Consider the following 26,591-nt stretch of genomic DNA (forward strand, 5'->3'; position numbering starts at 1 on the left):
GTTCCCCGGGAGCCGGGGCGGGGCGCGGTGGGTGGGTCGGTCGCCGTGGCGAAATCACCCGTAGGGGTGCCCCTGGCCAAGAGGCACCCCTACGGCGTCAGATGCCTGCTGCTGTGGAGAGGTCCCGCTTGATCGCGGCCAGGGTCCGGGTGGCCTGCGCGCGGGCCGCGGGGAGGGCGGAGTGGTCCGCCACGGGGACCACTACCTCCAGGTAGCACTTCAGCTTCGGCTCGGTGCCGCTCGGGCGGACGACGACCCGGGCGCCGGTGAGGGTGTAGCGGAGACCGTCGGTGGGGGGCAGCCTGTCCGTGCCCCGGGTGAGGTCCTCGGCCTTGGTGACCGGGAGGCCGGCGAGTTCGGTCGGGGGGTGCTCGCGGAGTGTCCGCATGGCCTGTGCGATGACGGAGAGGTCCTCGACGCGGACCGAGAGCTGGTCGGTCGCGTGCAGGCCGTGCTCCACGGCGAGGTCGTCGAGGAGGTCGAGGAGGGTGCGGCCCTCCTCTTTGAGGACGGAGGCCAGTTCGGTGATCAGGAGGGCCGCGGTGATGCCGTCCTTGTCGCGGACGCCGTCGGGGTCGACGCAGTAGCCGAGGGCCTCCTCGTAGCCGTAGCGCAGGCCGTCGACGCGGGCGATCCACTTGAAGCCGGTGAGGGTCTCCTCGTAGGGGAGGTCCGCCTTCTCGGCGATGCGGCCGAGGAGCGAGGAGGAGACGATCGACTCGGCGAAGACGCCGGTGGCGCCGCGGCGGACCAGGTGGGCGGCGAGGAGGCAGCCGACCTCGTCGCCGCGGAGCATGCGCCACTCGCCGTCGTCCTTGACGGCCGCGGCGCAGCGGTCGGCGTCGGGGTCGTTGGCGATGATCAGGTCGGGGTCGGTCTCGCGGGCCTTCGCGAAGGCGAGGTCCATCGCGCCGGGCTCTTCCGGGTTGGGGAAGGCGACGGTCGGGAAGTCCGGGTCCGGGTCGGCCTGCTCGGGGACGAGGGTGGGGGCGGGGAAACCGGCGCGGGCGAAGGCGGCGAGGAGGGTGTCCTTGCCGACGCCGTGCATGGCCGTGTAGACCGTGCGGGCGGTGCGGGGGGTGGTGGGGGAGAGGACGGCGTCCGTACGGGCCAGGTAGGCCTCCAGGACCGTGTCGTCGAGGGTTTCCCAGCCGGTGTCGGGGCGGGGGACGTCGTGGAGGCTTGTGATGGCGTCGATTTCGGCTGCGATCTCCGCGTCGGCGGGCGGGACGATCTGGGAGCCGTCGCCGAGGTAGACCTTGTAGCCGTTGTCGCGGGGCGGGTTGTGGCTGGCGGTGACCTCCACACCGGCGACCGCGCCGAGGTGCCGTATGGCGAACGCGAGGACGGGGGTGGGGAGGGGGCGGGGGAGTACGACGGCCTTGAGGCCGGCGCCCGTCATGACCGCGGCGGTGTCGCGGGCGAAGTCGGCGGACTTGTGGCGGGCGTCGTAGCCGATGACGACGGTGCCGGTGCCCTGGCCGTGGTTCCTCAGGTACGCGGCGAGGCCGGCGGCGGCGCGGATGACGACGGCGCGGTTCATGCGCATCGGGCCGGCGCCGAGCTCGCCGCGGAGGCCTGCGGTGCCGAACTGGAGGGTGCCGCTGAAGCGGGCCGACAGTTCGGTGAGGTCACCGGAGTCGATGAGCTTGGCGAGCTCGTCGCGGGTCTCCGGGTCGGGGTCCTCGGTCTGCCAGGCTCGGGCCCGGGCGATGAGATCGTCGTGCACGGTCGTCGTCCAACCTCTCGTGGTGTGCCTGCGGCGCATCCGCGGCTTCGGTGGGGGTGCGCGTAGCGCCTACGGGTGGTGGTGGGTCGGGGCCGGGGCGGGAAGTCCCCGTCCTCGGACCGGCGGTGCTGTCTCTCGTGCCGTGCGGGTCGACCGACGCCGGCCACTGCGGGCGGGAACTCCCCGCCCCGTCCCCTCCCCGCCGTGGGCGGCTGCAACCCGCCGGGGGCCGGGGACGGCACCTGTCTGGCGGGGGTGGCAGCAGCGTCCCGTCCGCTTTTCGGCGGGGGTGGCTGCAGGGTCCCGTCCGCTTTTCGGCGGGGGTGAGTGCAGCGCCCCGTAAGGGGCGCGGCGAACTTCGAGGGGCCACGACGGGCCTGTGGACGCGGTCGGACCGTGCGTGGCAACCCGGATGGCGTCCTCAGAGCCTGCCCAGCACCTGGGCGAGCAGCTCGCCCATGCGTGCCGCCGAGTCGCGGCCCGCCTGGAGGACCTCCTCGTGGTTCAGGGGCTCGCCCGTCATGCCCGCGGCGAGGTTGGTGACGAGGGAGATGCCGAGGACCTCGGCGCCCGCCTCGCGCGCAGCGATCGCCTCCAGGACCGTCGACATGCCCACCAGGTCCGCCCCGATCACGCGGGCCATGCGGATCTCGGCCGGCGTCTCGTAGTGCGGGCCGGGGAACTGCGCGTAGACGCCCTCTTCGAGGCTGGGGTCGATCTCCTTGCACAGGGCGCGCAGGCGGGGGGAGTAGAGGTCGGTGAGGTCGACGAAGTTGGCGCCGATGATGGGGGAGGTCGCCGTCAGGTTGATGTGGTCGCTGATGAGGACCGGCTGGCCGGGGCGCATGCCCTCGCGCAGGCCGCCGCAGCCGTTGGTGAGGATGATCGTCTTGCAGCCCGCGGCCACGGCGGTGCGGACGCCGTGGGCGACGGCGGCGACGCCCCGGCCCTCGTAGTAGTGCGTGCGGCCCAGGAAGACCAGCGCGCGCTTGTCACCGGAGGAGTACGAGCGGATCTTGCCGCCGTGTCCCGCTACGGCCGGCGGCGGGAAGCCGGGCAGCTCGGTGACCTGGAACTCGGCGTCGGGAGCGCCCAGGGCGTCGACGGCCGGCGCCCAGCCGGAGCCCATCACGAGGGCGACGTCGTGGGTGTCGGCGCCCGTGAGTTCGCGCAGGCGGGCGGCGGCCGCGTCGGCGGCGGCGTGGGGGTCGCCCTGGATGTCGTCCGGAAGAAGAGATGCGTTCACGCCGACGAGAGTAGCCGGTCCGGGCCTACGCGCGTAGATGACGGAGCTCATGGGATTGCGATCGTTGTCTTGTCGTTTCCGACGAGGGGCGTGACGCAGGGCAACTTTTGTGGTTGCTGTGAGGGGTCTGTGTGGCTTTCGGCGTGCGGTCACTCGTCGGTGACGAGGACGTCCTTGTCGTTGAAGACCTCGACGATGAAGATCAGCAGGCGGCCACGGCTGACCGTGTACTCCACGAGGACGTTCTGGGTGAGACGGATGGTCCGGTCGTCCCCCGTGGAGCTTATGGGGCGGGACACGGAGAGGAAGGGGTCGCGTGCGAGGAGGGCGATGCCCTTGTCGAACGCGATGCGCTGACGGTCCTCCAGCCGGTCGCGGGCGGCCGCGGCCTGCACGGTGTAGTAGACGTCGTACGTGGTGGGGGACATCTGCTCTCCCGTTGGTGCGTCGGTCACACAAGTGTAGGGACGCGGCGTCTCAGCAGGGTCGCTTGCGCAGCTCCATCACGTAATCGTGTGGGGCGCCCGCGGATTCCGCTGCGTCGGCGATCTCGCCCAGGTAACGGGCCGAGGGCAGGCCGCCCTCGTAGCCGTCGAGGACGTAGAGCCAGGCGGTCTCCTCGCCCTCCAGGGTGTGCACGCGTGCGCGTGCGCGGCGGTAGATGCCCAGGCCGACGCCCTCCCAGCGGTCCATGGACTCCTCGTCCATCGGGGCGATGTCGTAGAGACCGACGAAGACCTGGGACATCGGGTCCTCGACGATCGTCGCCAGGGCGCCCTCCCAGCCCATCTGCTCGCCGCCGAAGGTCAGCCGCCATCCGTTCAGCCACCCGGTGGCGCGCAGGGGCGAGTGCGGGGCGCGGCGGGACATCAGCCGCGCGTCGAGATTGCCGGCGTACGCGGCGTAGAGCGACGACATGGAGAGAGGGTACGGCAGGCGTCACGGGTGTCACTCCCGTCCCGGGAGGCGCCGGGCGCGGCCCCCCGGGCAGTAGCACCTTGAAGCGTGCGGGACAATGGAGTACGTGACTCGGATCGTGATCATCGGTGGCGGACCCGGCGGCTATGAAGCGGCGCTGGTGGCCGCGCAGCTCGGCGCGGAGGTGACCGTCGTCGACTGCGACGGTCTGGGCGGAGCGTCGGTGCTGACCGACTGCGTGCCGTCGAAGACCCTTATCGCTACGGCCGAGGTCATGACGACCTTCGACTCGTCGTACGAGGAGCTGGGGATCATCGTCGCCGATGACACCCCGCCGCTGGAGCAGGCGGCGCGGGTGGTGGGCGTCGATCTGGGGAAGGTCAACCGGCGTGTGAAGCGGCTGGCGCTGGCGCAGTCGCACGACATCACGGCCTCGGTGACGCGTGCGGGTGCGCGGGTCATGCGCGGGCGTGGGCGGCTGGAGGGCATGCAGGCCCTGGACGGGTCGCGCAAGGTCGTCGTCAGCGCTGCGGACGGCAGTGAGGAGACTCTTGTCGCGGACGCGGTGCTGATCGCGACCGGCGGGCATCCGCGGGAGGTGCCCGACGCCCTGCCCGACGGCGAGCGGATTCTGAACTGGACGCAGGTGTACGACCTGACCGAGCTGCCCGAAGAGCTGATCGTGGTCGGGTCGGGTGTGACCGGTGCCGAGTTCGCCGGTGCGTACCAGGCGCTCGGGTCGCGGGTCACGCTGGTGTCCTCGCGGGACCGGGTGCTGCCGGGTGAGGACCCGGACGCGGCCGCCGTCCTGGAGGACGTGTTCCGGCGCCGTGGCATGAACGTCATGGCGCGGTCGCGGGCGGCCGCGGCCAAGCGGGTCGGGGACCGGGTCGAGGTGACGCTCGCGGACGGGCGGGTCATCAGCGGTTCGCACTGTCTGATGGCCGTCGGTGCCATTCCGAACAGTGCGGGGCTGGGCTTGGAGGAGGCCGGCGTCAAGCTGCGCGACTCCGGGCACATCTGGACCGACAAGGTGTCCCGGACGACGGCTCCGGGGGTGTACGCCGCCGGTGACGTGACGGGTGTGTTCGCGCTGGCGTCGGTGGCCGCCATGCAGGGGCGGATCGCCATGTACCACTTCCTGGGCGACGCGGTGGCCCCGCTGAACCTGAAGACCGTGTCGTCGAACGTCTTCACCGACCCGGAGATCGCGACGGTCGGGTACACGCAGGCCGATGTGGACGCCGGCAAGATCGACGCCCGGGTCGTGAAGCTGCCGTTGCTGCGCAACCCGCGCGCGAAGATGCAGGGCATCCGGGACGGCTTCGTGAAGATGTTCTGCCGGCCGGGCACCGGGATCGTGGTGGGCGGTGTGGTCGTCTCGCCGCGGGCCTCGGAGCTGATCCATCCGATCTCGATCGCCGTCGACAACAATCTGACGGTCGAACAGATCGCGAACGCGTTCACCGTGTATCCCTCCCTTTCGGGGTCGATCGCCGAGGTGGCGCGGCAGCTGCACACCCGGAAGACCGGCAGCGAACTCTGACGGCCGGAACCGACTCCCCGCTGGTCACGGGGAGTTGTCGGGCATGCGTACGGCATAGTCGGGCGGGGTAGGCCCTATACCACTCCTGACCCTGCTGTGCGAACAACTTCTGCTATTCGGCGCAAACTGCTGAAAGCAGACGGTCGTTGGGGTTACTGTCAGTTTCGTGTTCGCTGCAGAACGTCGCCAATTGATCCTCGAAATGGTGCGAGCGAACGGGGCCGTGTCGCTCCGTGAGCTCGCCCGCGTCGTCCAGACCTCCGAAGTGACCGTACGGCGGGACGTGCGCGCACTGGAGGCAGAAGGACTCCTCGACCGCCGGCACGGCGGTGCGGTACTGCCGGGCGGGTTCACGCGGGAGTCCGGCTTTCCGCAGAAATCTCATCTCGCGACCGCCGAGAAGACGGCCATCGCCGATCTCGCCGCGGGCCTCGTCGAAGAGGGCGAGGCCATCGTGGTCGGGGCGGGTACCACCACGCAGGAGCTCGCCCGCCGGCTGGCGAGAGTGCCCGGCCTGACCGTCGTCACCAACTCGCTGCTGGTGGCGCAGGCGCTGGCCCACGCCAACCGGGTCGAGGTCGTGATGACCGGCGGGACCCTGCGGGGCTCCAACTACGCGCTCGTCGGCTCCGGTGCGGAGCAGTCCCTGCAGGGGCTGCGCGTGTCGAAGGCCTTCCTGTCGGGGAGCGGCCTGACGGCCGAGCGGGGGCTGTCCACGTCCAACATGCTGTCGGCGTCCGTCGACCGGGCGCTGGTGCAGGCCGCCGCGGAGGTCGTCATCCTCGCCGACCACACCAAGCTCGGTACGGACACGATGTTCCAGACCGTGCCGACCGATGTCATCACCCGGCTGGTCACCGACGAGCCGCCGCCCCACGACGACCGTGCGGTCACCGAGCTGCAGGCCCTTGCCGACCAGGGGGTGCAGATCGCCGTGGCCGGGGCGTCGGGAAACCCGGGGGGTGATCAGGTCCCGGCGCGGCAGCAGCATCAACAGCGTCGGGACGTCGCCCTGCCGGGGCCGCGGCGGAGTCAGGGGCCGGGGGCGGGGTTGCGGTCGGCTTCGATGCTCCAGGGAGAGCCGCCGACGGGGGGCGAGCGGGGGCGGGTTGCCGATATGCGGCGGCGGTGAGGGTGCCTGGTCGCCGTAGGGGTGGGGCTCGTGGGCGGGTGCGGGGCCCATATGGCTGGTCGCGCCCACGCGGCGGAGCCGCATATCAATACAGCCCCGCGCCCCTGGGTTTCTCAGGTTTGAGTCCCTTCAGGGTCAGGGTCAGCAGTCTGTCCGCCAACTGCGGGTCTTCCGGTGACTCCTCCGCTGCCAGGGCGATGGCGTGGGTGAGTTGGAGCAGGTCGGTGATCTGTACGTCGGCCCGTACCGTGCCCGCTTTCTGAGCTCGGGTCAGCAGGGCTGCTCCCGCCTCGCGCATCGGGGTGCCGCAGCGGGACAGGGCCGAGGCCGGTGAGGCCGACATCAGGGCCCTCGACAGGCCCCGGTACGCCGCTGCGTGGACGACCACCTCGTGGAGCCAGGTCAGCAGGGCCTGGCAGGGGTCGGGAGCGGTCTGCAACTCGCGGGCTCTGGCCAGGAGTTCACTCACCGCGTCCTCGAAGACCGCGCTCATCAGGGCGCCCCGGGTCGGGAAGTGGCGGTAGAGGGTGCCGATGCCCACGCCCGCCCGGCGGGCCACGTCCTCCAGCGAGGCGTCCGTGCCGTGCTCGGCGAACACGGTGCGGGCCTCGGCCAGCAGCCGGTCGTGGTTTCGGCGGGCGTCGGCGCGCATGGGGCGTTCCACGTTCCAGAAAGTCGGGTGCCCGGCGAACGGGTGACGTTCGCCGGGCGGTGTGGTGCGGGGTGGCGTCAGTCCTTGATCTCGCAGATCACGGCGCCGGAGGTGAGGGAGGCGCCGACCTCGGCCGCGAGGCCCTTGACGGTGCCGGCCTTGTGGGCGTTGAGGGGCTGCTCCATCTTCATCGCCTCGAGTACGACGATCAGGTCGCCCTCCTTGACCTCCTGGCCCTCCTCGACCGCGACCTTGACGATCGTGCCCTGCATGGGCGAGGCGAGGGTGTCGCCGGAGGCGGCCGGGCCGGACTTCTTGGCGGCGCGGCGCTTCGGCTTGGCGCCGGCGGCGAGGCCGGTGCGGGCCAGGGTCATACCCAGGGACGCCGGGAGGGAGACCTCCAGGCGCTTGCCGCCGACCTCGACGACGACCGTCTCGCGGCCGGCCTCCTCCTCGGCCTCGGCGTCGGCCGGGGCGGTGAAGGGCTTGATCTCGTTGACGAACTCGGTCTCGATCCAGCGGGTGTGGACCGTGAAGGGGTCCTCGGAGCCGGTCAGCTCGGGGGCGAACGCCGGGTCACGGACGACGACGCGGTGGAACGGGATCGCCGTGGCCATGCCCTCGACCTGGAACTCGTCCAGCGCGCGGGCGGCCCGCTGCAGGGCCTCCGCACGGGTGCGGCCGGTGACGATCAGCTTGGCCAGGAGAGAGTCCCAGGCGGGGCCGATGACCGAGCCGGCCTCCACTCCCGCGTCCAGGCGGACACCGGGGCCGGTGGGGGCGTCGAAGCGGGTGACGGTGCCGGGGGCGGGCAGGAAGTTGCGGCCCGGGTCCTCGCCGTTGATGCGGAACTCGAAGGAGTGGCCGCGCAGCTCGGGGTCGTCGTAGCCGAGGGCCTCGCCGTCGGCGATGCGGAACATCTCGCGGACCAGGTCGATGCCGGCGACCTCCTCGGTCACCGGGTGCTCGACCTGGAGGCGGGTGTTGACCTCCAGGAAGGAGATCGTGCCGTCCTGGCCGACCAGGAACTCGCAGGTGCCCGCGCCGACGTAGCCGGCCTCCTTCAGGATGGCCTTGGAGGCGCGGTACAGCTCGGCGACCTGGGCCTCGGAGAGGAACGGCGCGGGGGCCTCCTCGACCAGCTTCTGGTGGCGGCGCTGGAGCGAGCAGTCACGGGTGGAGACGACGACCACGTTGCCGTGGGTGTCGGCCAGGCACTGGGTCTCCACGTGCCGGGGGCGGTCCAGGTAGCGCTCCACGAAGCACTCGCCGCGGCCGAAGGCGGCCACCGCCTCACGGACGGCGGAGTCGTACAGCTCCGGGACCTCTTCGAGGGTGCGGGCGACCTTCAGGCCGCGTCCGCCGCCGCCGAAGGCCGCCTTGATGGCGATCGGCAGGCCGTGCTCCTCGGCGAACGCCACGACCTCGTCGGCGCCCGAGACCGGGTCCGGGGTGCCGGCCACCAGGGGCGCGCCGGCGCGCTGGGCGATGTGCCGGGCGGCCACCTTGTCGCCGAGGTCGCGGATGGCCTGCGGCGGCGGTCCGATCCAGGTCAGGCCCGCGTCCAGGACCGCCTGCGCGAACTCCGCGTTCTCGGAGAGGAAGCCGTAGCCCGGGTGGACGGCGTCCGCGCCTGCTTCGCGGGCGGCGTTGAGCACCTTCTGGATGTCCAGGTAGCTGGTGGCGGGGGTGTCACCGCCCAGGGCGAACGCCTCATCCGCGGCGCGGACATGCAGAGCGTCCCGGTCCGGGTCCGCGTAGACGGCCACGCTCGCGATCCCGGCGTCCCGGCAGGCCCGGGCCACGCGGACAGCGATTTCGCCACGGTTGGCGATGAGCACCTTGCGCACGATTGAGGCTCCCTCCTTGAAACAAGCCGAGTTTAGGGACTGCCGACACGGCACTTCGACCCGTCCCCAATGGTGACCTTGCCCACACGGAGCGTGATGCGAAGCTCACCCGACCCGGGAAATCCCTTGTCGCACCTCGGTACGCAGGGCTCCTTCGGGAAACCCTAGCCCCGTCATGTGGTCAAGGTCTCTGTGAGAGCGTGCCGCGCCCCACAACGTTTCTTTGTTGAGTCCCTACGAATGGCCCAACGTTTCTTTGCTGCCGACCGAACCCTTGTCCCCGGGTTTACCCGTTAGTAGCGTTCGCGATGTCTTGAACGAACTTCAAGTAACACCGGCTTGGTCGAGCCGAGATCGAAAGTGGGTGGGGCCGGTGGTGCGCAGACCGGTGGCGTGGGTCGTGGCGGTCATACTCTTCGCCGAGGCAGTGGGCATCGCGGCACTCAACTGGTTCATGGGAGTGGTGGTCGACCGTCAGGACATGTCCCTGGCCGGTCTCGACCCGGACCGGATGTCGATGTCCGCGAAGGCCGGTGCCGTGGTCTTCGGCCTCTACTTCGCGCTGTGTGGCCTGGTGGCCCTGCTGGTCGCCGTCCGCAACCGGCCGCCCGCCGGCCTCGGCCGGGTGCTGCTGATCAGTGTCGCGGTCGTGCATGCCCTCCTGGGCGCCGTGTCGTGGGGGCTGATCGGGTGGCGGGCCTTCCTGTTCATGGTGGTCGTCCTCGCGCTCGTCGTGCTGCTGCTGATGACGTACGACCGGGTGGACGGGGCCGGTGGGGCCGGGGCGGAGGCCGACGGCGGGGACGAGGGCGGTGCGGGACCCGCGAGCGACCCGGAGCCGGAGCCGGGAGCAGGATCGGGAGCGGAGGCGAAGGGCGACACGCCGCCCGCGGGGCCGTTCACTCCGCCGGCGCCCACAACTCCGTGATGCCGACGCCGAGCTCCGCCAGCAGCCGGCGGACCAGGGGGAGGCTGATGCCGATCACGTTGCCGTGGTCGCCGTCGATGCCCTCGACGAACGGCGCGCTGCGGCCGTCCAGGGTGAACGCTCCCGCCACGTAGAGGGGTTCGCCGGTGGCGACGTACGCGGCGATCTCCTCGTCGGTGGGCTCGCCGAACCGCACGACCGTGGACGCGGTCGCCGACACCCAGCGCTTGCTCGCCGTGTCCCAGACGCAGTGCCCGGTCTGCAGGGTGCCGGCCCGGCCGCGCATCGACTTCCAGCGGGCGGTGGCCTCCTCGGCGTCCGCCGGCTTGCCGAGGGCCTGGCCGTCCAGGTCCAGCACCGAGTCGCAGCCGATCACGATCGCGCCCTGGACGTCGGGGCGGGCAGCGACGACGGAGGCCTTCGCCTCCGCGAGGGCGAGGGCCAGCTCGGCGGGGGTGGGGGCGGTGACGGCGTCCTCGTCGACGCCGCTGACGATCACCTCGGGGGCGAGACCCGCCTGGCGCAGGAGGTTCAGCCGGGCGGGGGACTGGGAGGCGAGGACGAGTCTGCGCATGGGGGCAGCGTATCGGTGAGGGCCGACAGAGGGTCGCTCACCTCACGCCGAGCACGATCATCAGGACGACCATCACCAGGGCCAGGAAGACGCCGAGCCGCCGGAGGGTGTTCTGCATGTCCTGCAGGTCCTTCGGCGGCTCGTCTTCGGGGTCCGACCACAGCATGTCACCAGCGTGAGGCTTGGCCGACCTCGGGCGCCTGAGTAGGGGTACTCAGATTGGGGCCCGGGGTTCCGCTTGGGTGCGCGGTTCCTCCCCCAGCCTTCGGCCGGGGGTACCCCCAGCGCCCCTGCTCTTTTGCCGTCAGCTCGGCCAGTAGGTGCGGGTCCATGCGCTCGGGCTCGGGGACGGGACCCGGTGTTGGGCGATGCGGCCCGGGTCGGACCAGGCGCTCGTTGCCGGTGGGGTGCGGGGCGGGACGGCTGCCAGGGCCGCCGCGCGGGCCCGCACCACCGCCAGGGCGGCGGCCAGTTCCTCCGGGGTCGGGTTGCCCCGTATGACCTTGATCGTCACAGCGGCTCCTTACAGGGGGATGTTGCCGTGCTTCTTCGGGGGCAGGGACTCGCGCTTGGTGCGGAGCTGGCGCAGGCCGCGTACGACGTGGCGGCGGGTGTCCGACGGCATGATGACGGCGTCGATGTAGCCGCGTTCGGCCGCCGTGTAGGGGTTGAGGAGGGTGTCCTCGTACTCCCGGATGAGCTGCGCCCGGGTGGCCTCTACGTCGTCCGCCTCCGCGATGGTGCGGCGGTGCAGGATGTTGACGGCGCCCTGGGCGCCCATGACGGCGATCTGGGCGGTGGGCCAGGCGAGGTTGAGGTCGGCGCCCAGGTGCTTGGAGCCCATGACGTCGTAGGCGCCGCCGAAGGCCTTGCGGGTGATCACGGTGATCAGGGGGACGGTGGCCTCGGCGTAGGCGTAGATCAGCTTGGCACCGCGGCGGATGATGCCGTCGTGCTCCTGGTCGACGCCGGGCAGGAAGCCGGGGACGTCGACGAAGGTGATGACCGGGACGTTGAAGGCGTCGCAGGTGCGGACGAAGCGGGAGGCCTTCTCGCTCGCCTTGATGTCCAGGCAGCCGGCGAACTGCATGGGCTGGTTGGCGACGATGCCGACCGGGTGGCCCTCCACGCGGCCGAAGCCGGTGACGATGTTCGGGGCGAACAGGGCCTGCGTCTCGAAGAACTCGCCGTCGTCGAGGACGTGTTCGATCACCGTGTGGATGTCGTACGGCTGGTTCGCGCTGTCCGGGACCAGGGTGTCCAGCTCGCGGTCCTCGTCGGTGACCGTGAGGTCGGCCTCCTCGGGGAAGACCGGGGGCTCGGAGAGGTTGTTGGACGGCAGGTACGACAGCAGCTGCTTGACGTACTCGACGGCGTCCTTCTCGTCGCCGGCCATGTGGTGGGCCACGCCGGAGACGGAGTTGTGGGTCCGGGCGCCGCCCAGCTCCTCGAAGCCGACGTCCTCGCCGGTGACCGTCTTGATGACGTCCGGTCCGGTGATGAACATGTGGGACGTCTGGTCGACCATGACCGTGAAGTCGGTGATGGCCGGGGAGTACACGGCACCGCCGGCGCAGGGGCCGACGACGAGCGAGATCTGCGGGATCACGCCGCTGGCGTGGGTGTTGCGGCGGAAGATCTCGCCGTACGCGCCGAGGGAGGCGACCCCCTCCTGGATCCTGGCCCCGCCGGAGTCGTTGATGCCGATGACCGGGCAGCCGGTCTTCAGGGCGAAGTCCATGACCTTCACGATCTTCTGGCCGTAGACCTCGCCGAGGGCGCCGCCGAAGACGGTGAAGTCCTGCGAGAAGACGGCGACGGGGCGGCCGTCGACCGTGCCGTACCCGGTGACGACGCCGTCCCCGTAGGGGCGGTTCTTCTCCAGGCCGAAGTTGGTGGAGCGGTGCCGGGCGAACTCGTCCAGCTCGATGAAGGAGCCCTCGTCGAGGAGCAGCTCGATCCGCTCACGGGCCGTCAGCTTGCCCTTGGCGTGCTGCTTTTCTACGGCGCGCTCCGAACCGGCGTGTGTCGCTTCGTGGACACGGCGCTGGAGATCCGCGAGCTTCCCCGCGGTCGTGTGAATGTCGATCTCTTCCGGCTCGGACATCGGGATGCGGCTCCCTGCCTGCTCAAAAGGGGGGACGGTTACTCATCCGTAGAGTAGTGGGGCGCATACCAAACGGCAGTGCGGCGTACAACACACCTAGGGTGGCTTGCATGACGCCGCGAGACGCAGCAGATGCGAACAACAGTCGTTGGTCCGACCTGGACCGTCCACCGCTGAACGGGGCGGGGCTGCGCAGGGCCCTGGTGCGGGACGGCGGCCACGGGGGCCTCTACTCCGACATCGAGGTCGTGGACAGCACCGGGTCCACCAATTCCGACCTCGTGGCCCGGGCCGTGTCGAAGGGCGCCGACGAGGGCGCGGTCCTCGTCGCCGAGGAGCAGACGGCGGGCCGGGGCCGGCTGGACCGGCAGTGGACGGCGCCGGCCCGCTCGGGGCTGTTCTTCTCGGTGCTGCTGAAGCCGGCCGAGGTGCCGGTGGCCCGCTGGGGCTGGCTGCCGCTGCTGACGGGGGTGGCGGTGGCGACGGGGCTGGCGCGGGGCGCGGGCGTCGACACGGCGCTCAAGTGGCCGAACGACCTCCTGGTCACCGTCGGTGAGGAGGAGCGCAAGGCCGGGGGCATTCTCGCGGAGCGGGCCGGCGAGGACGGGGTGGTGGTCGGCGTCGGCATCAACGTCACGCTCCGCGCGGCGGAGCTGCCGGTGCCGCAGGCCGGTTCGCTGGCCCTGGCCGGGGCGGTGAGCACGGACCGGGAGACGCTGCTGAGGGCCGTCCTGCGGTCCCTGGAGGACTGGTACGGGCGCTGGCGCGCGGCAGGCGGCGATCCGGCCGTGAGCGGGCTCCAGGAGGCGTACGCGGCGGGCTGCGCGACGCTGGGCCGGTCGGTGCGGGCGGAGCTGCCCGGGGACCGGTCGCTGGTCGGCGAGGCGGTGGCGATCGACGGCGACGGGAGACTGGTGATCGCCACGAAGGAAGGGGTTCAGGAGCCGGTGGGGGCGGGGGACATCGTGCACCTGCGGCCTGCGTGAGGGCGGGGGTGGGGACGCTTACCGGCGCTTGCCGGGTGCTGCCCGCGCCCACCCGTGCCGCCCTGGGGGCACCTCCCAGGCCCTTAAGGCACTGGGGGAGGCACGACTGCCCGCGGCTGGGGAGATGCGGCGGGCGAAGCGCCCCGTAAGGGGCGCTGGGGGTACCCCCGGCCGAAGGCTGGGGGAGGAACTGCGCGGCCGGCCCCCACCCACCCGCACCAGGAAATCGACCCCTCACCACCCCGATGTCGGCTTTCCTCACGAAGTGAGCTACCGCACAGCTGCCGTAGAGTTGAGGCCGGTCGGTATGCGACCGCGGTAGATCGGAAGGGCAGCAGGCGTGACCGTCGACGACACGGGCTCCGGCGAGGGCGCGGACGCCGCCGACTCCGGCGAGGACCCCCTCGCGCTGCGTCTCGAAGGCCTGATCCTCGGGGCCGAGCGCCGCTACACCCCCTTCCAGGCGGCCCGCAGCGCCGGCGTCTCCATGGAGCTGGCGTCGCGGTTCTGGCGGGCGATGGGCTTCGCGGACATCGGGCAGGCCAAGGCGCTGACGGAGGCCGACGTGCTGGCCCTGCGCCGGCTCGCCGGCCTCGTCGAGGCGGGGCTGCTCAGCGAGGCCATGGCCGTGCAGGTGGCGCGGTCCACGGGGCAGACCACCGCCCGTCTGGCGGAGTGGCAGATGGATTCCTTCCTGGAGGGCCTGACCGAGCCGCCCGAGCCGGGCATGACCCGTACCGAGGTGACGTACCCGATCGTCGAACTGCTCCTGCCCGAGCTGGAGGAGTTCCTCGTCTACGTCTGGCGCCGCCAGCTCGCCGCGTCGGCCGGCCGGGTCGTGCAGGCCACCGACGACGAGGAGATGGTCGACCGCCGCCTCGCCGTCGGCTTCGCCGACCTCGTGGGGTTCACCCGGCTGACCCGGCGCATGGAGGAGGAGGAACTCGGCGAACTGGTCGAGGCCTTCGAGACCACCGCCGCCGACCTGGTGGCGGCCCGCGGCGGCCGCCTCATCAAGACCCTCGGCGACGAGGTCCTGTACGTCGCCGACGACGCGGGTATCGCCGCCGACATCGCGCTGCGCCTGGTCGAGACCATGGCGAACGACGAGACGATGCCGGAGCTGCGGGTCGGCATGGCCTTCGGCACCGTGACCACCCGAATGGGTGATGTCTTCGGTACGACCGTGAACCTCGCCTCCCGTCTCACCTCCATAGCCCCGCGCGACGCCGTGCTCGTCGACAGCGCGTTCGCCGAGGAGCTGATCCGGGTCGGGGAGGCGCCGGCCTCGGAGGCGGCCGCCGCGGAGGAGGCGGCGACCGCCGAGAAGGAGGGCGAGGAGCCCCCGACGTACCGCTTCGCGCTGCAGCCGATGTGGCAGCGTCCGGTGCGTGGCCTGGGGGTCGTGGAACCCTGGCTGCTCACGCGCCGGGACGGGGAGCCGTAGCCGCGAGCGGGTCCACGCACAGGCCGACGACCGGCAGGCAGACCCCGCTGCCGGGCTGATGCGCGCTGGGCGTCGGCGTCGGCGTGGGCGAGGGGCTCGCGGCCGGTGGCGGCGGAGTGCCCGTCGGCCGGGTCGGGGCCGTCGGGATGGTGGTCGGCACCGTCCCGGTCCCGGTGCCGGGCAGTGCGGTGGGCGAGGCGGAGGACGGTGACGCGGCGGCCGTACGCGATGCGGTGGCCGTCGGTGCCGTGCTCTCGCCGCCCATGACGGTGGCCGCCGAGGGCGTAGCCCTGAGGACCGTACCGACGGTGGCGGCCGCGTTCGCGGAGCGGTCCGTGGCCTCGGCGGTCGGATCGAGGCGGGGCTCCGCCTCCGCCGTGCCGGGTGCGCCGACACCGCCGCCGTCCGACGTGATCCGTACGAGGCTCAGCGCACCGGCGGCCAGCGCCAGCCCTCCGGCGGCGAACAGCAGCTTGCGGGGCCGGGGCTTGCGGTGCCGTCCCCGGCGACTGGCTGCCGGCATTCCTGTCATGAGGTTCCCTCCCCGCTGCGCGCCCCCCGATGCGCCGTGGCGAGCGCACGTTATGCGCTCTCGTGGGGCGTGCGCCGGGAGTCTCCCGGGATGTCACTCGAACGAGGGTGTCCGCGACGGGTCGGTGCCCCTTTCCTCCGGCCTGCCCCGGCTGCGATGATCGGGGAGTTAACAGGCGTTAACCCGTAGCCGGGTCGAGCGGAGGGTGACTGACATGAGCGAGGAGCGGTACGGGGAGTTCGTGCTGGTACGGCGGCACGGGCACGTCGCGGAACTCGTGCTGGACCGGCCCAAGGCGATGAACGCGGTGTCGACGGCGATGGCCCGCTCGGTCATCGCCGCGTGCGCCGCGCTGGCCGCCGACCGGGACGCCCGGGTGGTCGTGCTGACCTCCTCGCACGAGCGGGCGTTCTGTGTCGGCGCCGACCTGAAGGAGCGCAACGCGATGAGCGACGCGGAGCTGCTCCGGTCGCGGCCGCTGTCCCGTGGGGCGTACACCGGCGTGCTGGAGCTGCCGATGCCGACGATCGCCGCCGTGCACGGCTACGCGCTCGGCGGGGGCTTCGAACTGGCCCTGTCCTGCGACGTGATCGTGGCCGACGCTACGGCCGTGGTGGGCCTGCCCGAGGTGTCGGTGGGCGTGATCCCGGGCGGCGGCGGTACGCAGCTGCTGCCGCGTCGGGTGGGGGCGGCGCGGGCGGCCGAGCTGGTCTTCTCGGCGCGGCGGGTGGAGGCGCCGGAGGCGCGTGCGCTGGGTCTGGTCGACGAGCTGGTGGAGGCGGGGCGGGACGGCGAGGCGGCGCTGGAGCTGGCGGCGCGGATGGCGGCGAACTCGCCGGTGGGGCTACGGGCGGCGAAGCGGGCGTTGCGGCTGGGGCACGGGCTCGATCTGCGGACGGGGCTGGAGGTCGAGGACGCGGCGTGGCGGACGGTGGCGTTCTCGGGGGACCGGGCGGAGGGCGTGGCGGCGTTCAACGAGAAGCGTCCGCCGCAGTGGCCGGGGGAGTGAGGTGCGGGTGGGCCGGGGCGGGGGGTGGGGACGCTTACCGGCGCTTGCAGGGTGCCGCTGCGCCCACCCGTGCCGCCCTGCGGCACGCCTGCCCGCAGCTATGTGGCTGACGCGACTGGAGCGCCCCGCGAGGGGCGCTGGGGGTACCCCCGGCCGAAGGCTGGGGGAGGAACTGCGCGATCAGCCCCCACCGGCCCGCGGTCCGTGACGGCGCCCCACCCGGCAGCACCTGTTCGCCTTACCAATGTCCCGAATAAGCCAAATCATCCCTAACCTGGAGTAATGGGTGAGGACAACCGGCTGGCAGCCGTCGTCGCGCTGGCTCAGGGCATGGCCGCGGCTCACACCCCACGTGAGTGCTGGCACGCCGCCGCGGCCGGCGCCTGCCGTGCGCTCGACGGCAGCTTCGCCGCGCTCTCCGTCTGGGAGCGCGAGCTCGGCCGGCTCCGGGTCCTCGTGAACGTCGGGGAGCGCGCCCCGGACGAGGAGGAGTTCCCGGAGGCCGAGGCCTATCCGGTGCACCAGTTCCCGGAGATCACCGAGTTCCTCCACGAGCGCTGGGCGGGCGGCGGCGGCCCCAACGCCTGGGTAGAGACGGCCGAGGGCCCCGCCGCCGGCCGCCCCGGTTACTCCCACCAGCGCGTCGCCGCCCTGCGCCGCCGGGGCCGAGGCTGCTGCCTGGTCGCCCCGATCGTGCTGCACGGCAGGGCCTGGGGTGAGCTGTACGTGGCCCGCGCCGTCCGCACCCCCGTCTTCGGCCGCGCCGACGCCGACTTCGCCACCGTCCTCGCCTCCGTCGTCGCCGCCGGGATCGCGCAGACCGAGCGGCTGGAGGAGGCGCGCCGGCTCGCGTACACCGACGCCCTCACCGGGCTCGCCAACCGCCGCGCCGTCGACGTACGGCTCGACGAGGCGATCGAGCAGCACCGCGCGGAAGGGGCCGTGGTCAGCCTCGTCGTCTGCGATCTCAACGGGCTGAAGAAGGTCAACGACACCTGCGGGCACGCCGTAGGCGACCGTCTCCTGGAGCGCTTCGGCTCGGTGCTGTCGCTGTGCGGGGCGATGCTTCCGGGTGCGCTGGCCGCGCGGCTCGGCGGGGACGAGTTCTGTCTGCTCGCGGTCGGCCCGCCGGCCGACGACGTGGTCAAGGCGGCCGGTGAACTCTGCAGCCGGGCGGGGGAGTTGGAGCTGGGCGAGGGGGTCGCGTGCGGGATCGCCTCGACCGCCGACCCGATCGGGCCGGTGCGCTCGGGGCGCCGGCTGTTCCGGCTCGCCGACGCGGCCCAGTACCGGGCCAAGGCGCTGCGCGCCGACCGGCCGGTGGTGGCCGGGCGGGAGGGCCCGGACGATCCCGTGGTGCGGCTGGCCGACGCGCCGCCTCCGGAGCGGGCCGAGCGGCGGAGCTTCCGCGGGCGTCGGGGGGTGTGACGTACAGGCTGTGACGCAGGGACTGTGACGTAGAAGTAAGGGGCAACCCCGTACCCCAGTAGTGACAGCTCCCGCATTCACTGCGTACGCTCCTGAATATGGATATGCACACTGTGGTGGTGGGGACGTCCGGTGTCACCGCGTCCGACGTTCTCGCCGTGGCGCGCGGCGGCGCCCGGATCGAACTCTCCGCGGAGGCGGTCGCGGCGCTCGCGGCGGCCCGCGAGATCGTGGACGCGCTGGCGGCCAAGCCGGAGCCGGTCTACGGCGTCAGCACCGGCTTCGGCGCCCTGGCGACCCGGCACATCAGTCCGGAGCTGCGGGCCCAGTTGCAGCGCAACATCGTCCGTTCGCACGCGGCCGGCATGGGGCCGCGGGTGGAGCGCGAGGTCGTACGGGCCCTGATGTTCCTGCGGCTGAAGACCGTCTGCTCCGGACACACCGGTGTGCGTCCCGAGGTCGCCCAGACCATGGCCGACGTCCTGAACGCCGGAATCACCCCGGTCGTGCACGAGTACGGCTCCCTGGGCTGCTCCGGGGACCTGGCCCCGCTCTCGCACTGCGCCCTCACGCTCATGGGCGAGGGCGACGCCGAAGGCCCCGACGGGGTCGTCCGGCCCGCCGGTGAGCTGCTCGCCGAGCACGGGATCGCCCCCGTGGAACTGCGTGAGAAGGAGGGCCTGGCCCTCCTCAACGGTACCGACGGCATGCTCGGCATGCTGGTCATGGCCCTCGCCGACCTGGACATGCTCTACAAGTCGGCCGATGTCACGGCCGCGTTGAGCCTTGAGGCGCTGCTCGGTACGGACAAGGTGCTCGCGCCCGAGCTGCACGCCATCCGGCCGCATCCGGGACAGGGCGACAGCGCCGCCAACATGCTCGCCGTGCTCCAGGGTTCCCAGCTCACCGGGCACCATCAGGACGACGCGCCGCGCGTCCAGGACGCGTACTCGGTGCGGTGCGCTCCGCAGGTCGCCGGGGCCGGGCGGGACACGCTCGCGCATGCGCGGCTGGTGGCCGAGCGGGAGCTGGCGTCGGCCGTCGACAACCCGGTCGTGCTCCCCGACGGCCGGGTGGAGTCGAACGGCAACTTCCATGGCGCGCCGGTCGCCTACGTCCTCGACTTCCTCGCCATCGCGGTGGCCGACCTCGGGTCCATCGCCGAGCGGCGGACGGACCGGTTGCTGGACAAGAACCGCAGCCACGGGCTGCCGCCGTTCCTGGCGGACGACGCGGGCGTCGACTCGGGGCTGATGATCGCCCAGTACACGCAGGCGGCGCTGGTCAGCGAGCTGAAGCGGCTGGCCGTTCCGGCGTCGGCCGACTCGATCCCGTCCTCGGCGATGCAGGAGGACCACGTGTCGATGGGGTGGTCGGCCGCGCGCAAGCTGCGGACGGCCGTGGGCAATCTGACGCGGATCATCGCCGTCGAGCTGTATGCGGCCACCCGGGCCGTCGAGTTGCGGGAGGGGCCGGCGCCGGCGCCGGCGTCCCGGGCCGTGATCGACGCGGTGCGCTCCGCGGGGGTGCAGGGGCCTGGGCCCGACCGGTTCCTCGCGCCGGATCTGGCCGCGGCGGAGGAGTTCGTGCGGGGCGGGGGCGTTGTCGCGGCGGCGGAGAAGGTGACCGGGGCGCTGCGGTAGTCGTCTGGCCGCGGGCGGGTGGGGGCTGGTCGCGCAGTTCCCCGCACCCCCAAGACTGCGCAGTTCCCCACGCCCCCAAAGGGGGCGTGGGGAACTGCGCGATCTACGTCAGCTTCGCCGACTGGGCCTTGATCACCGCCGGTGGGACCGTGTACGTCTTGCCGGTCATCATCGCGCCGATGTTCATCGTGAAGTACGTGGCGACCGTGTTGCCGTAGCGGACCACCTCCGCGTGCAGCGGCCCCTTGTCGCCGTCCATGTCGGTGGTGGCGGTGAAGGCGATCGACTCGTCGCCCGATCCGGACGCCTTGGCCGGCGTGACCTTCGTGACCTTCTGTTCGTCGCCGGAGGTGCCGCCCGTGAAGCCCGTGGTGCAGTTCTCGAGGGCGGTCGAGAGGGCCCGCAGGGCCTGCTGCGCGCCGTCGCCGTCGTACGACGACAGGTCGAGGGAGGTGATGTCGAGGTTCAGGGAGTCCTTGAGCGCGCTCTCGAACTTGCCGTCGGCCATGTCGTCGAGGGAGGTCGCGTCGTCGGTGGGGTCCTTCTTGTCCTCGCGTACCGTGCGGCCGATCTCGGACACCGGGTCGGCCGGGGCGAGGCCGGTGAGGACGTAGGCGAGCGGGCGGCACTTCTCGTCGCTGGACCTGACGGTGCTCCGGGTCGCGGCCTCGCCGATCGCGTTGACCTTGTAGCCGTCCACCTCGCCCTGCGCGAGGATCCGCTGCTTCAACTCCGCGGTGCCCAGCGCCTTGACGGTGGACGCCTTGTGCGCGGTGTCCGAGGCGTCCGTGGAACTCCCGTCGGAGCAGCCCGTGATGAGGGCGAGGGACAGCACGCCGCCTACGGCGAGGGCGCAGGTCCGCACGCCCGGTGATCTCTTCATGAGAGGACTGTGAGTCCCCGGTCAAGGAGTGGTCAAGTTGTTTAGAACTCCAGGCGTTCCCGGCGGACCGAATAGACCACGAAGCCCGCGCCGACGGCGAGGAAAAGGGTGCCGCCGATGACGTACGGGGTGGTGTCCGGGCTGCCGGTGTCGGCGAGGTGGGTGGCGTCCCCGGTCGCCTCGGACGTGGCCTCGGACAGCGCCCTCGCCTGCTGGGTGACCCGGGTCGCCGTACTCTCCGACGTGCCGGTTCTCGTCTGGGCGTCCTGCGACGCGTGGGCGGACGGAACGAACCACAGAGCGCACAGGAGCGTGCCTGCGGCGGTGGCGGTCAGCAACGGGCGGCGAGCGGATGACACGGAATATCGATCCCCTTGTGACGCTGGCGAATTGGCCGTGTGGGCAGATGTTAGTGAAAATCGCGGGTCACGGGAAAGTCACGGGAGGTTTCGGTCGTACGCTCCCGCCATGAGCACTCCAGAGACATCACGTTTTGTGCGGCTTCGGGTGGAGCTGGTCCTCGAGGTGGAGGACACCGCCGGACTCACCAAGGCCGCGCTGCGCCGGATCGCCGGGGATCCCGACCTGCCCGGTGAGGAGCGGACCCAGGCCGAGGCCGCTGTGACGGAAGACACCGCCGAGGCGCTCGCCTATCTCGTGGATCCGTTCGACCTGGTCAGCGAGGTGCCCGGGGTCGAGCTCCAGCAGGCCTCCTGGTCCAGCGAGCGGATTTCCTACGATCCTGATTCGCCGGACTGGGATCTCGACGAGGATGATGACGAGGGCGACGACGAAGAGGGCGGCATCGGCTGAGTGATCCGGGGAACCGGTGACCCCGGGCGGCAACCGCCGTCCGGGGTTTCGTCGTCCCAGGGGGCGCGCGGACCGGTCTCTCCCGCACCGGCCGCCCCTGTGGGCGTGTTGTGCCCCACAGATCCGAAGAATGTGGAACGGGACGGCGCGGCCGCAGCGTTGGGACTTCCTGACGGGGACTCTCGGTGTGTTCGCGGACTCGGCAACGATGGAGAAGCGTGTGATGACGGACAGTAAGCGGCGCAAGGGCCTGGTGGCCGCGTCCGCACTGCTCGGCGGTGTACTGGTGCTCACGGCGTGTTCCGGCAGCGACGACAAGGCGTCCGGCGGCGGCCAGAGCTCGCAGGCCCAGGCGGACGAGGCCGCGGCCAAGAAGTCGTCGAAGGCCGACATCACCATCACGCCCAAGGACGGCTCGTCCAACGCGTCGATCAACAACTCCGCGGCCGTCACCGTCAGCAAGGGCACGCTCACCGGCGTCACCATGACCACAGCCGACGGCACGGCGGTCGCCGGCGCGCTGTCCGCGGACAAGACCAGCTGGAAGCCCTCCGCCCAGCTGGAGCGGTCCACGACCTACAAGGTCGCCGCCGAGGCCAAGGACTCCGCCGGCCTGGTCGCGCACGAGAACGCGTCCTTCACCACGGTCTCCCCGGCCAACAGCTTCATAGGCACCTTCACCCCCGAGGACGGCTCGACCGTCGGCGTCGGCATGCCCGTGTCGATCAACTTCGACAAGCAGATAACGAACAAGGCCGCCGTCCAGAAGGGCGTCACGGTCACCTCCAGCAGCGGCCAGGAGGTCGCCTGCCACTGGTTCTCCACCCAGCGCATGGACTGCCGCCCCGAGGACTACTGGAAGGAGAACTCCACCGTCACGCTGAAGCTGGCCCTCGACGGTGTCGAGGGCGCCTCCGGTGTCTACGGCGTCCAGCAGAAGACGGTCACCTTCCACATCGGCCGCAACCAGGTCTCCTACGTCGACGCCCAGACCAAGGAGATGAAGGTCACCCAGGACGGCAAGACCGTCAAGACCATCCCGATCTCCGCCGGTTCGCCCGACAACAAGACGTACAACGGCATCATGGTGATGTCCGAGAAGTTCAAGGAGACGCGCATGAACGGCGCGACCGTGGGCTTCACCGACAGCGACGGCAAGGGCGAGTACGACATCAAGGACGTGCCGCACGCCATCCGGCTCACCAGCTCCGGCACCTTCCTGCACGGCAACTACTGGGGCGCCAAGTCCATCTTCGGCGCCGTGAACACCAGCCACGGCTGCGTGGGCCTGTCCGACACCAAGGGCGCCAACGACACCAGCACGCCGGCCTACTGGATGTACAGCCACTCGATCATCGGTGACGTCGTGGTCGTCTCCCACACCGGTGACAAGACCGTGTCCCCCGACAACGGCCTCAACGGCTGGAACATGAACTGGGCCGACTGGAAGGCCGGTTCGGCCGTCTGAGTCGCCCGGGAGCTGCAGGGAGGGCGGCCGTCCCGCGGGGACGGCCGCCCTCGGCGTTCGCGGGGACTACTCGGCCGGTGCGTCGAACCAGCCGCGGCGCTGGGCCTCGGCGCCCGCGGCGAAGCGGGTCTCGGCGGCGAGTTCCTCCATGAACTCGCTGATCCGGCGGCGCACGGTGCGCGGGGTGAGCCCGAGGCGCCGGGCGATCGACTCGTCCTTGAGGCCCTGCCGCATCAGCGCCGCGATCTCGTGGCGCTGTCCCTCCCGGTCCCCGTTGCCGGAGGAGCCGGAGAGCGTGAGCGGCCGGGCCTCGCGCCACAGCAGCTCGAAGTAGTGGCGCAGCGCGTCCACCGCGACCGGCGAGGTCAGGTGCAGGGCCGCGCTGGAGCCGGTCGGGGTGAGCGCGAGCAGGGCCTGGGCGCCGTCGGTGACCTTCAGCTTCATCTGCAGCCGCGGCAGCAGCCGTATCTCCTCTCCGGCCGCGGCGCAGCGCTCGATGATCCCGGCGCCCACGGGATCGCTCAGGAAGGCGGCCTCGTAGATGCTGCGGTGCCGTACGCCCCGGGCGATGGAGGCGGCCGTGGGCGGCTGCGCGGAGCCCTCCGACAGGGGCAGGTCGTAGCGGAACGTCTCCAGCGTCAGGTGCTCCGCCGTGGCCGCCGTGCCGATGGTGTTGGACAGGGCCGCGATGTCGTCGGAGTCGGTGAGCACCCGGGCGAGCCGGTGCGAGGTGGCCTCCTGGGCCTGTCGGTGCGCGAGCCGGCGGATGTGCGCGGCCTCGCGCTGGGAGCGGGCGACGATGTCGTACTGGGCGTTGAGTTCGTGCTGTTTGTGGGCCAACGCCGCTTCCAGGGCCGGTACCGGGGCCGCCGCCGCGAGGACCGGCGGGTCGTGCGGCAGGACGTGCGCGAGACCCAGGTCCAGCAGGCGGGCGGCGCTTCCCGGGCCGCCGAGCCGCCGGTCGGCGTCCGCCAATGGAACCGGACCGTCCGTTTCGGCCAGGGTCCGGTAGCTCGCGGCGATGTCCGAACCCGTGAGCGCCGTCAGGGTGCTGACGGTCTGGTCGAGGAGCTCCGAGGCCGTGGTGGAGAAGCCGTCCGATCTGTCAATGAGTCGCGCGTCTCCGGGTGGCCTGCTGTCCACATCTTCCTCCCCGTTTGCTTCATTGAATTCTGTACGTCCAGGTAGGGTCCGCACCGACCCCCCGAATCTGCCGGATCGTAGTGCGAAATGCCGGACGGGCGGTGTCCTCGCAGGTCGGTGCGGTGCGGCCGGCGGGCCGGCGGCCGCAGCCCCGGACCGGAAGCCCGGCGTCCGGGCGGTGCCCGAGCGGATGGACAGGGGCCGGCGGGCGGGGAGTTGGCCGCTTGTGTCCAATCGGCCACAACTTCCCCTGGCCTTCGAAGGCCGGCGCCCTGTGGACTCGCCACTGCGCAGAAGTCCGTGTGAACGCGTGTGAACACACGACGGGGGATGTCCGAGTATGTACAGCAGCAGCACGATCGTGGCCGAAAGTGCACCGAAGGCGGCGCCGCTGCGGTCGCCCGGCACTGGTCTCCAGTGTCTTCGGTACTGCCCACCCATGTGACGTCTTCTCCCGCGAGACCCCGGTCCTCGCGTATGCGAACTCCTCGCGAATGTGAACCGCCGCGCCTCCCTCCGCACCGGTGACCGATGCCCTGCCGTCAGGCGGCCGGCCGTCCGGGCGAGGGCCACCGGCCGTGGACCGCCGATGTTCCCGGCTGCCTCAGCGCCCGTCTTTCCGCATGTGGACGCCAACGGAGACACCGACCATGACCAGCACGTCATCGCTTCGCCCTGTCCGCACGGCGGACGAAGAGCTGTGGCCGGCCTTACGCAAGGCCGGTTCCGCAGGGATCTCGCCCGCGGGCTCACAGGGCCTGAGGGCGCTCCTCGACCGGCCCGCGGAGGCGGTCGTGGCCGTCGACTTCGACGGCACCCTCGCCCCGATCGTCACCGACCCCGCCACCGCCCGCCCACTGCCGCAGGCCCTCGCGGCCCTAGTCACCCTCGCCCGGCACGGGGTGCGCGTGGTGATCGCGACCGGCCGCCCGGCCGGTTACGTGGTGGCCGCGGCCGCCCTGCGCACCGGTACCGGCGCACCCCGGATCACGGTGCTCGGCCACTACGGCCTGCAGCGCTGGGACTCGGCGACGGGCCGGCTGCGCACCCCCGCACCGCACCCGGCGATCGACCGGCTGCGCCGGCAACTGCCCCCGCTGCTGGCCCGGCACGGCGTCGGCGCCCGTATCGAGGACAAGGCGCACAGCATCGGCGTGCACACCCGCGGCTGTCCGGACCCCGGCGCCGCCCTGCGGCTCCTGGAACCCCCGGTCCGGGCGCTGGCCGACGGCCTCGGGCTGCGGGTGGAGGCGGGCCGCCTGGTCCTGGAGGTACGGCCGCACGGCGTCGACAAGGCCACGGCCCTGACCGGCTTCCTCGCCGAACGGCCCGCGCACGCCGTGCTGTACGCCGGTGACGACCTCGCCGACCTCCCGGTCCTGCGGCTGCTGACCGGACGCCGGGCACAGGGGCTGCCCGCCGTCACCGTCTACAGCGCGCCCGCCCTTCCCGCCGAGGCCGTCCCGGAGCTGCGGGACCACTGCGACCTGCGGGTGCCCGGTCCCGCCGGGGTGGCCACGCTGCTCGCCGTCCTCGGCCGAGGGCTCGTGGACCGCCGGCCATGACCACATCCCCACCCCCCACCCGGCCGGACCCGGTGCTGTCCCAGGTGCAGAGCGTGCCGGTCGCCGCACTGGCGCCCGCCGACTCGCCCCGGTCCGAGGACGTGGACCTGGCCTACGCCAGATCCCTCATGGAGATCGGCGAACTGCCCCCGATCCTGGTGAACCGCCGCACCCTGCGGGTCGTCGACGGCATGCACCGGCTCACCGCGGCGCTGCTGGCCGGCCGCCCCGAGATCGAGGTGCGGTTCTTCGACGGCGACGAGCGGGAGACGTTCGTGGCCTCCGTGCGGGCGAACCTGCACCACGGGCGGCGACTCAACCAGCAGGAGCGTTCCGCGGCCGCCCGCCGCGTCCTGGCCGCCTACCCGGAGTGGTCGAACCGCGCGATCGCGCAGGCCACCGGGCTGTCCACGAAGACCGTCGCGACCCTGCGGACGCGTTCATCCGGGGACGGGCCCCAGTTGAACACCCGGGTGGGACGGGACGGCCGGGCCCGTCCCGTGGACCCCTCCGCGGGACGGGAACGCGCCGCCGCGTATCTGCGCGCGCATCCGGACGCGTCACTGCGCCGGATCGCCTCCGCCGCCGGGGTGTCGGTGGGCACCGCCCGGGACGTGCGGGCCCGGGTGGAGCGGGGCGAGGACCCGGTCCCGGCGCGGCGGACCGCCGCGTCCGGGGGACCCGCGCCACTGGCCGCGGTCGCTCCCGCCGACGTCCCGGCCCGCCCGGCCCTGCGCCGCGTCCGCGCCAAGGACCCGCTCGCCGCGCTCGCCCGCGATCCCTCGATCCGCTTCTCGGACCCCGGCCGGCTCCTGCTGCGGATGCTCGACAACCGTGCGCTCCTCGGCGCCGAGGGCGCCGTACTGGCGGACGCCGTGCCCGGTCACTGCCGAGCCGCGCTGATCGCCGCCGTCCACCAGCACATCGACCTGTGGCTGGCCTTCGCCGGCCTCCTCGAACAGACCGGCTGACCCTCCCCATCCCGTCAGGGC

General features: G+C 72.0%; 26 protein-coding genes. 12 read left to right on the forward strand and 14 right to left on the reverse strand.

Annotated elements, in window-relative coordinates:
• Nucleotides 1-97 precede the first annotated feature (97 nt).
• From ACZ4UV_RS16950 to ACZ4UV_RS16965, 4 genes are all read right to left on the reverse strand, one after another.
• Nucleotides 98-1,729 (reverse strand): phospho-sugar mutase, encoded by a 1,632-nt coding sequence (locus ACZ4UV_RS16950; RefSeq protein WP_467838627.1) that lies wholly within the window; start codon nucleotides 1,727-1,729, stop codon nucleotides 98-100.
• 421 nt (nucleotides 1,730-2,150) lie between these two features.
• Nucleotides 2,151-2,975, reverse strand: coding sequence for a purine-nucleoside phosphorylase (locus ACZ4UV_RS16955; RefSeq protein ID WP_351485257.1), 825 nt, complete (start codon nucleotides 2,973-2,975; stop codon nucleotides 2,151-2,153).
• A gap of 149 nt (nucleotides 2,976-3,124) precedes the next feature.
• Nucleotides 3,125-3,403: a hypothetical protein gene (locus ACZ4UV_RS16960; protein WP_351485255.1), complete on the reverse strand. Its 279-nt coding sequence runs from the start codon at nucleotides 3,401-3,403 to the stop codon at nucleotides 3,125-3,127.
• A gap of 49 nt (nucleotides 3,404-3,452) precedes the next feature.
• The gene (locus ACZ4UV_RS16965; protein WP_390044379.1) at nucleotides 3,453-3,893 is read right to left on the reverse strand and encodes a gamma-glutamylcyclotransferase family protein; all 441 of its coding nucleotides are present in this window, start codon (nucleotides 3,891-3,893) and stop codon (nucleotides 3,453-3,455) included.
• Nucleotides 3,894-3,990: 97 nt separating this feature from the next.
• On the opposite strand from ACZ4UV_RS16965, the gene ACZ4UV_RS16970 reads away from it, so the two are divergent.
• Both ACZ4UV_RS16970 and ACZ4UV_RS16975 read left to right on the forward strand, forming a co-directional pair.
• The gene (locus ACZ4UV_RS16970) at nucleotides 3,991-5,439 is read left to right on the forward strand and encodes an NAD(P)H-quinone dehydrogenase (protein WP_351485252.1); all 1,449 of its coding nucleotides are present in this window, start codon (nucleotides 3,991-3,993) and stop codon (nucleotides 5,437-5,439) included.
• Nucleotides 5,440-5,605: 166 nt separating this feature from the next.
• Nucleotides 5,606-6,571, forward strand: a complete 966-nt coding sequence (locus ACZ4UV_RS16975; RefSeq protein WP_351485251.1) for a DeoR/GlpR family DNA-binding transcription regulator — start codon at nucleotides 5,606-5,608, stop codon at nucleotides 6,569-6,571.
• 85 nt (nucleotides 6,572-6,656) lie between these two features.
• Here the strand turns inward: ACZ4UV_RS16975 and ACZ4UV_RS16980 are convergent, their stop codons facing one another.
• Together ACZ4UV_RS16980 and ACZ4UV_RS16985 are read right to left on the reverse strand one after the other, a co-directional pair.
• Nucleotides 6,657-7,223 (reverse strand): TetR/AcrR family transcriptional regulator, encoded by a 567-nt coding sequence (locus tag ACZ4UV_RS16980; RefSeq protein WP_451016832.1) that lies wholly within the window; start codon nucleotides 7,221-7,223, stop codon nucleotides 6,657-6,659.
• A gap of 77 nt (nucleotides 7,224-7,300) precedes the next feature.
• Nucleotides 7,301-9,073: an acetyl/propionyl/methylcrotonyl-CoA carboxylase subunit alpha gene (locus ACZ4UV_RS16985; RefSeq protein WP_451016831.1), complete on the reverse strand. Its 1,773-nt coding sequence runs from the start codon at nucleotides 9,071-9,073 to the stop codon at nucleotides 7,301-7,303.
• Between the two features lie 373 nt (nucleotides 9,074-9,446).
• Here ACZ4UV_RS16985 and ACZ4UV_RS16990 point away from each other — a divergent pair, with 373 nt between their 5' ends.
• The gene (locus tag ACZ4UV_RS16990; protein ID WP_451016830.1) at nucleotides 9,447-10,001 is read left to right on the forward strand and encodes a hypothetical protein; all 555 of its coding nucleotides are present in this window, start codon (nucleotides 9,447-9,449) and stop codon (nucleotides 9,999-10,001) included.
• Here ACZ4UV_RS16990 and ACZ4UV_RS16995 read toward each other — a convergent pair.
• The 4 genes from ACZ4UV_RS16995 to ACZ4UV_RS17010 all read right to left on the reverse strand — a co-directional run bounded on the left by ACZ4UV_RS16995 (nucleotide 9,973) and on the right by ACZ4UV_RS17010 (nucleotide 12,682).
• Nucleotides 9,973-10,575 carry a Maf family protein gene (locus ACZ4UV_RS16995; RefSeq protein WP_451016829.1) on the reverse strand — a complete coding sequence of 201 codons (603 nt, stop codon included), beginning with the start codon at nucleotides 10,573-10,575 and terminating at the stop codon, nucleotides 9,973-9,975. The two genes, ACZ4UV_RS16990 and ACZ4UV_RS16995, sit on opposite strands and share 29 nt — an antisense overlap.
• 37 nt (nucleotides 10,576-10,612) lie before the next feature.
• Nucleotides 10,613-10,741, reverse strand: coding sequence for a morphogenic membrane protein MmpB (mmpB, locus tag ACZ4UV_RS17000; RefSeq protein ID WP_093499434.1), 129 nt, complete (start codon nucleotides 10,739-10,741; stop codon nucleotides 10,613-10,615).
• A 138-nt stretch (nucleotides 10,742-10,879) separates the two neighbouring features.
• Nucleotides 10,880-11,089, reverse strand: coding sequence for an acyl-CoA carboxylase epsilon subunit (locus ACZ4UV_RS17005; protein WP_451016828.1), 210 nt, complete (start codon nucleotides 11,087-11,089; stop codon nucleotides 10,880-10,882).
• 9 nt (nucleotides 11,090-11,098) lie between these two features.
• On the reverse strand, nucleotides 11,099-12,682 hold the full coding sequence (locus ACZ4UV_RS17010) for an acyl-CoA carboxylase subunit beta (protein ID WP_451016827.1): 1,584 nt from the start codon (nucleotides 12,680-12,682) through the stop codon (nucleotides 11,099-11,101).
• Nucleotides 12,683-12,792: 110 nt separating this feature from the next.
• Between ACZ4UV_RS17010 and ACZ4UV_RS17015 the strand changes: the two genes are divergently transcribed.
• Both ACZ4UV_RS17015 and ACZ4UV_RS17020 read left to right on the forward strand, forming a co-directional pair.
• Nucleotides 12,793-13,668, forward strand: coding sequence for a biotin--[acetyl-CoA-carboxylase] ligase (locus ACZ4UV_RS17015; protein WP_451016826.1), 876 nt, complete (start codon nucleotides 12,793-12,795; stop codon nucleotides 13,666-13,668).
• Nucleotides 13,669-14,008: 340 nt separating this feature from the next.
• A complete protein-coding gene (locus ACZ4UV_RS17020; protein ID WP_351485238.1) occupies nucleotides 14,009-15,115 on the forward strand; it encodes an adenylate/guanylate cyclase domain-containing protein in 1,107 nt (368 codons plus the stop codon).
• Here ACZ4UV_RS17020 and ACZ4UV_RS17025 read toward each other — a convergent pair.
• Complete coding sequence (locus ACZ4UV_RS17025) at nucleotides 15,090-15,647, reverse strand: hypothetical protein (protein ID WP_451022499.1); 558 nt, start codon at nucleotides 15,645-15,647, stop codon at nucleotides 15,090-15,092. The two genes, ACZ4UV_RS17020 and ACZ4UV_RS17025, sit on opposite strands and share 26 nt — an antisense overlap.
• Before the next feature lie 214 nt (nucleotides 15,648-15,861).
• On the opposite strand from ACZ4UV_RS17025, the gene ACZ4UV_RS17030 reads away from it, so the two are divergent.
• The 3 genes from ACZ4UV_RS17030 (at nucleotide 15,862) to hutH (ending at nucleotide 19,727) form a co-directional block, all read left to right on the forward strand.
• Entirely contained in the window at nucleotides 15,862-16,656 is a 795-nt protein-coding gene (locus tag ACZ4UV_RS17030) for an enoyl-CoA hydratase/isomerase family protein (protein WP_451022498.1), read from the forward strand.
• A gap of 282 nt (nucleotides 16,657-16,938) precedes the next feature.
• Nucleotides 16,939-18,084 carry a GGDEF domain-containing protein gene (locus ACZ4UV_RS17035; protein WP_390044397.1) on the forward strand — a complete coding sequence of 382 codons (1,146 nt, stop codon included), beginning with the start codon at nucleotides 16,939-16,941 and terminating at the stop codon, nucleotides 18,082-18,084.
• Between the two features lie 104 nt (nucleotides 18,085-18,188).
• Complete coding sequence (gene hutH / locus ACZ4UV_RS17040) at nucleotides 18,189-19,727, forward strand: histidine ammonia-lyase (RefSeq protein WP_451023165.1); 1,539 nt, start codon at nucleotides 18,189-18,191, stop codon at nucleotides 19,725-19,727.
• A 103-nt stretch (nucleotides 19,728-19,830) separates the two neighbouring features.
• Here the strand turns inward: hutH and ACZ4UV_RS17045 are convergent, their stop codons facing one another.
• Together ACZ4UV_RS17045 and ACZ4UV_RS17050 are read right to left on the reverse strand one after the other, a co-directional pair.
• The gene (locus ACZ4UV_RS17045; RefSeq protein ID WP_467838642.1) at nucleotides 19,831-20,610 is read right to left on the reverse strand and encodes a hypothetical protein; all 780 of its coding nucleotides are present in this window, start codon (nucleotides 20,608-20,610) and stop codon (nucleotides 19,831-19,833) included.
• Nucleotides 20,611-20,651: 41 nt separating this feature from the next.
• Nucleotides 20,652-20,969: a hypothetical protein gene (locus ACZ4UV_RS17050; protein WP_390044401.1), complete on the reverse strand. Its 318-nt coding sequence runs from the start codon at nucleotides 20,967-20,969 to the stop codon at nucleotides 20,652-20,654.
• Between the two features lie 109 nt (nucleotides 20,970-21,078).
• Between ACZ4UV_RS17050 and ACZ4UV_RS17055 the strand changes: the two genes are divergently transcribed.
• Together ACZ4UV_RS17055 and ACZ4UV_RS17060 are read left to right on the forward strand one after the other, a co-directional pair.
• Nucleotides 21,079-21,423 carry a hypothetical protein gene (locus ACZ4UV_RS17055; protein WP_467838645.1) on the forward strand — a complete coding sequence of 115 codons (345 nt, stop codon included), beginning with the start codon at nucleotides 21,079-21,081 and terminating at the stop codon, nucleotides 21,421-21,423.
• A 223-nt stretch (nucleotides 21,424-21,646) separates the two neighbouring features.
• The gene (locus tag ACZ4UV_RS17060; RefSeq protein WP_351486182.1) at nucleotides 21,647-22,891 is read left to right on the forward strand and encodes a L,D-transpeptidase; all 1,245 of its coding nucleotides are present in this window, start codon (nucleotides 21,647-21,649) and stop codon (nucleotides 22,889-22,891) included.
• Nucleotides 22,892-22,957: 66 nt separating this feature from the next.
• Here the strand turns inward: ACZ4UV_RS17060 and ACZ4UV_RS17065 are convergent, their stop codons facing one another.
• Nucleotides 22,958-24,034 carry a helix-turn-helix domain-containing protein gene (locus tag ACZ4UV_RS17065; protein ID WP_390044404.1) on the reverse strand — a complete coding sequence of 359 codons (1,077 nt, stop codon included), beginning with the start codon at nucleotides 24,032-24,034 and terminating at the stop codon, nucleotides 22,958-22,960.
• Nucleotides 24,035-24,684: 650 nt separating this feature from the next.
• Here ACZ4UV_RS17065 and otsB point away from each other — a divergent pair.
• Complete coding sequence (otsB, locus tag ACZ4UV_RS17070; protein ID WP_467838649.1) at nucleotides 24,685-25,599, forward strand: trehalose-phosphatase; 915 nt, start codon at nucleotides 24,685-24,687, stop codon at nucleotides 25,597-25,599.
• The gene (locus tag ACZ4UV_RS17075; RefSeq protein WP_390044408.1) at nucleotides 25,596-26,570 is read left to right on the forward strand and encodes a ParB/RepB/Spo0J family partition protein; all 975 of its coding nucleotides are present in this window, start codon (nucleotides 25,596-25,598) and stop codon (nucleotides 26,568-26,570) included. Before otsB ends, ACZ4UV_RS17075 begins: the two co-directional genes overlap by 4 nt.
• Nucleotides 26,571-26,591: the final 21 nt, after the last annotated feature.

It is taken from the genome of Streptomyces sp. NPDC028289, from assembly GCF_055565975.1.

What these genes read in the sequence shown, in the direction of transcription:
- hutH (WP_451023165.1), top strand. Translation starts at nt 18,189, where the DNA reads ATGCACACTGTGGTGGTGGGGACGTCCGGTGTCACCGCGTCCGACGTT.
- ACZ4UV_RS17045 (WP_467838642.1), bottom strand. Translation starts at nt 20,610, where the DNA reads ATGAAGAGATCACCGGGCGTGCGGACCTGCGCCCTCGCCGTAGGCGGC.
- ACZ4UV_RS17035 (WP_390044397.1), top strand. Translation starts at nt 16,939, where the DNA reads ATGGGTGAGGACAACCGGCTGGCAGCCGTCGTCGCGCTGGCTCAGGGC.
- ACZ4UV_RS17015 (WP_451016826.1), top strand. Translation starts at nt 12,793, where the DNA reads ATGACGCCGCGAGACGCAGCAGATGCGAACAACAGTCGTTGGTCCGAC.
- ACZ4UV_RS16960 (WP_351485255.1), bottom strand. Translation starts at nt 3,403, where the DNA reads ATGTCCCCCACCACGTACGACGTCTACTACACCGTGCAGGCCGCGGCC.
- ACZ4UV_RS17010 (WP_451016827.1), bottom strand. Translation starts at nt 12,682, where the DNA reads ATGTCCGAGCCGGAAGAGATCGACATTCACACGACCGCGGGGAAGCTC.
- otsB (WP_467838649.1), top strand. Translation starts at nt 24,685, where the DNA reads ATGACCAGCACGTCATCGCTTCGCCCTGTCCGCACGGCGGACGAAGAG.
- ACZ4UV_RS16965 (WP_390044379.1), bottom strand. Translation starts at nt 3,893, where the DNA reads ATGTCGTCGCTCTACGCCGCGTACGCCGGCAATCTCGACGCGCGGCTG.
- ACZ4UV_RS16995 (WP_451016829.1), bottom strand. Translation starts at nt 10,575, where the DNA reads ATGCGCAGACTCGTCCTCGCCTCCCAGTCCCCCGCCCGGCTGAACCTC.
- ACZ4UV_RS17055 (WP_467838645.1), top strand. Translation starts at nt 21,079, where the DNA reads ATGAGCACTCCAGAGACATCACGTTTTGTGCGGCTTCGGGTGGAGCTG.
- ACZ4UV_RS17030 (WP_451022498.1), top strand. Translation starts at nt 15,862, where the DNA reads ATGAGCGAGGAGCGGTACGGGGAGTTCGTGCTGGTACGGCGGCACGGG.
- ACZ4UV_RS17075 (WP_390044408.1), top strand. Translation starts at nt 25,596, where the DNA reads ATGACCACATCCCCACCCCCCACCCGGCCGGACCCGGTGCTGTCCCAG.
- ACZ4UV_RS17025 (WP_451022499.1), bottom strand. Translation starts at nt 15,647, where the DNA reads ATGACAGGAATGCCGGCAGCCAGTCGCCGGGGACGGCACCGCAAGCCC.
- ACZ4UV_RS16980 (WP_451016832.1), bottom strand. Translation starts at nt 7,223, where the DNA reads ATGCGCGCCGACGCCCGCCGAAACCACGACCGGCTGCTGGCCGAGGCC.
- ACZ4UV_RS16970 (WP_351485252.1), top strand. Translation starts at nt 3,991, where the DNA reads ATGGAGTACGTGACTCGGATCGTGATCATCGGTGGCGGACCCGGCGGC.
- mmpB (WP_093499434.1), bottom strand. Translation starts at nt 10,741, where the DNA reads ATGCTGTGGTCGGACCCCGAAGACGAGCCGCCGAAGGACCTGCAGGAC.
- ACZ4UV_RS17060 (WP_351486182.1), top strand. Translation starts at nt 21,647, where the DNA reads ATGACGGACAGTAAGCGGCGCAAGGGCCTGGTGGCCGCGTCCGCACTG.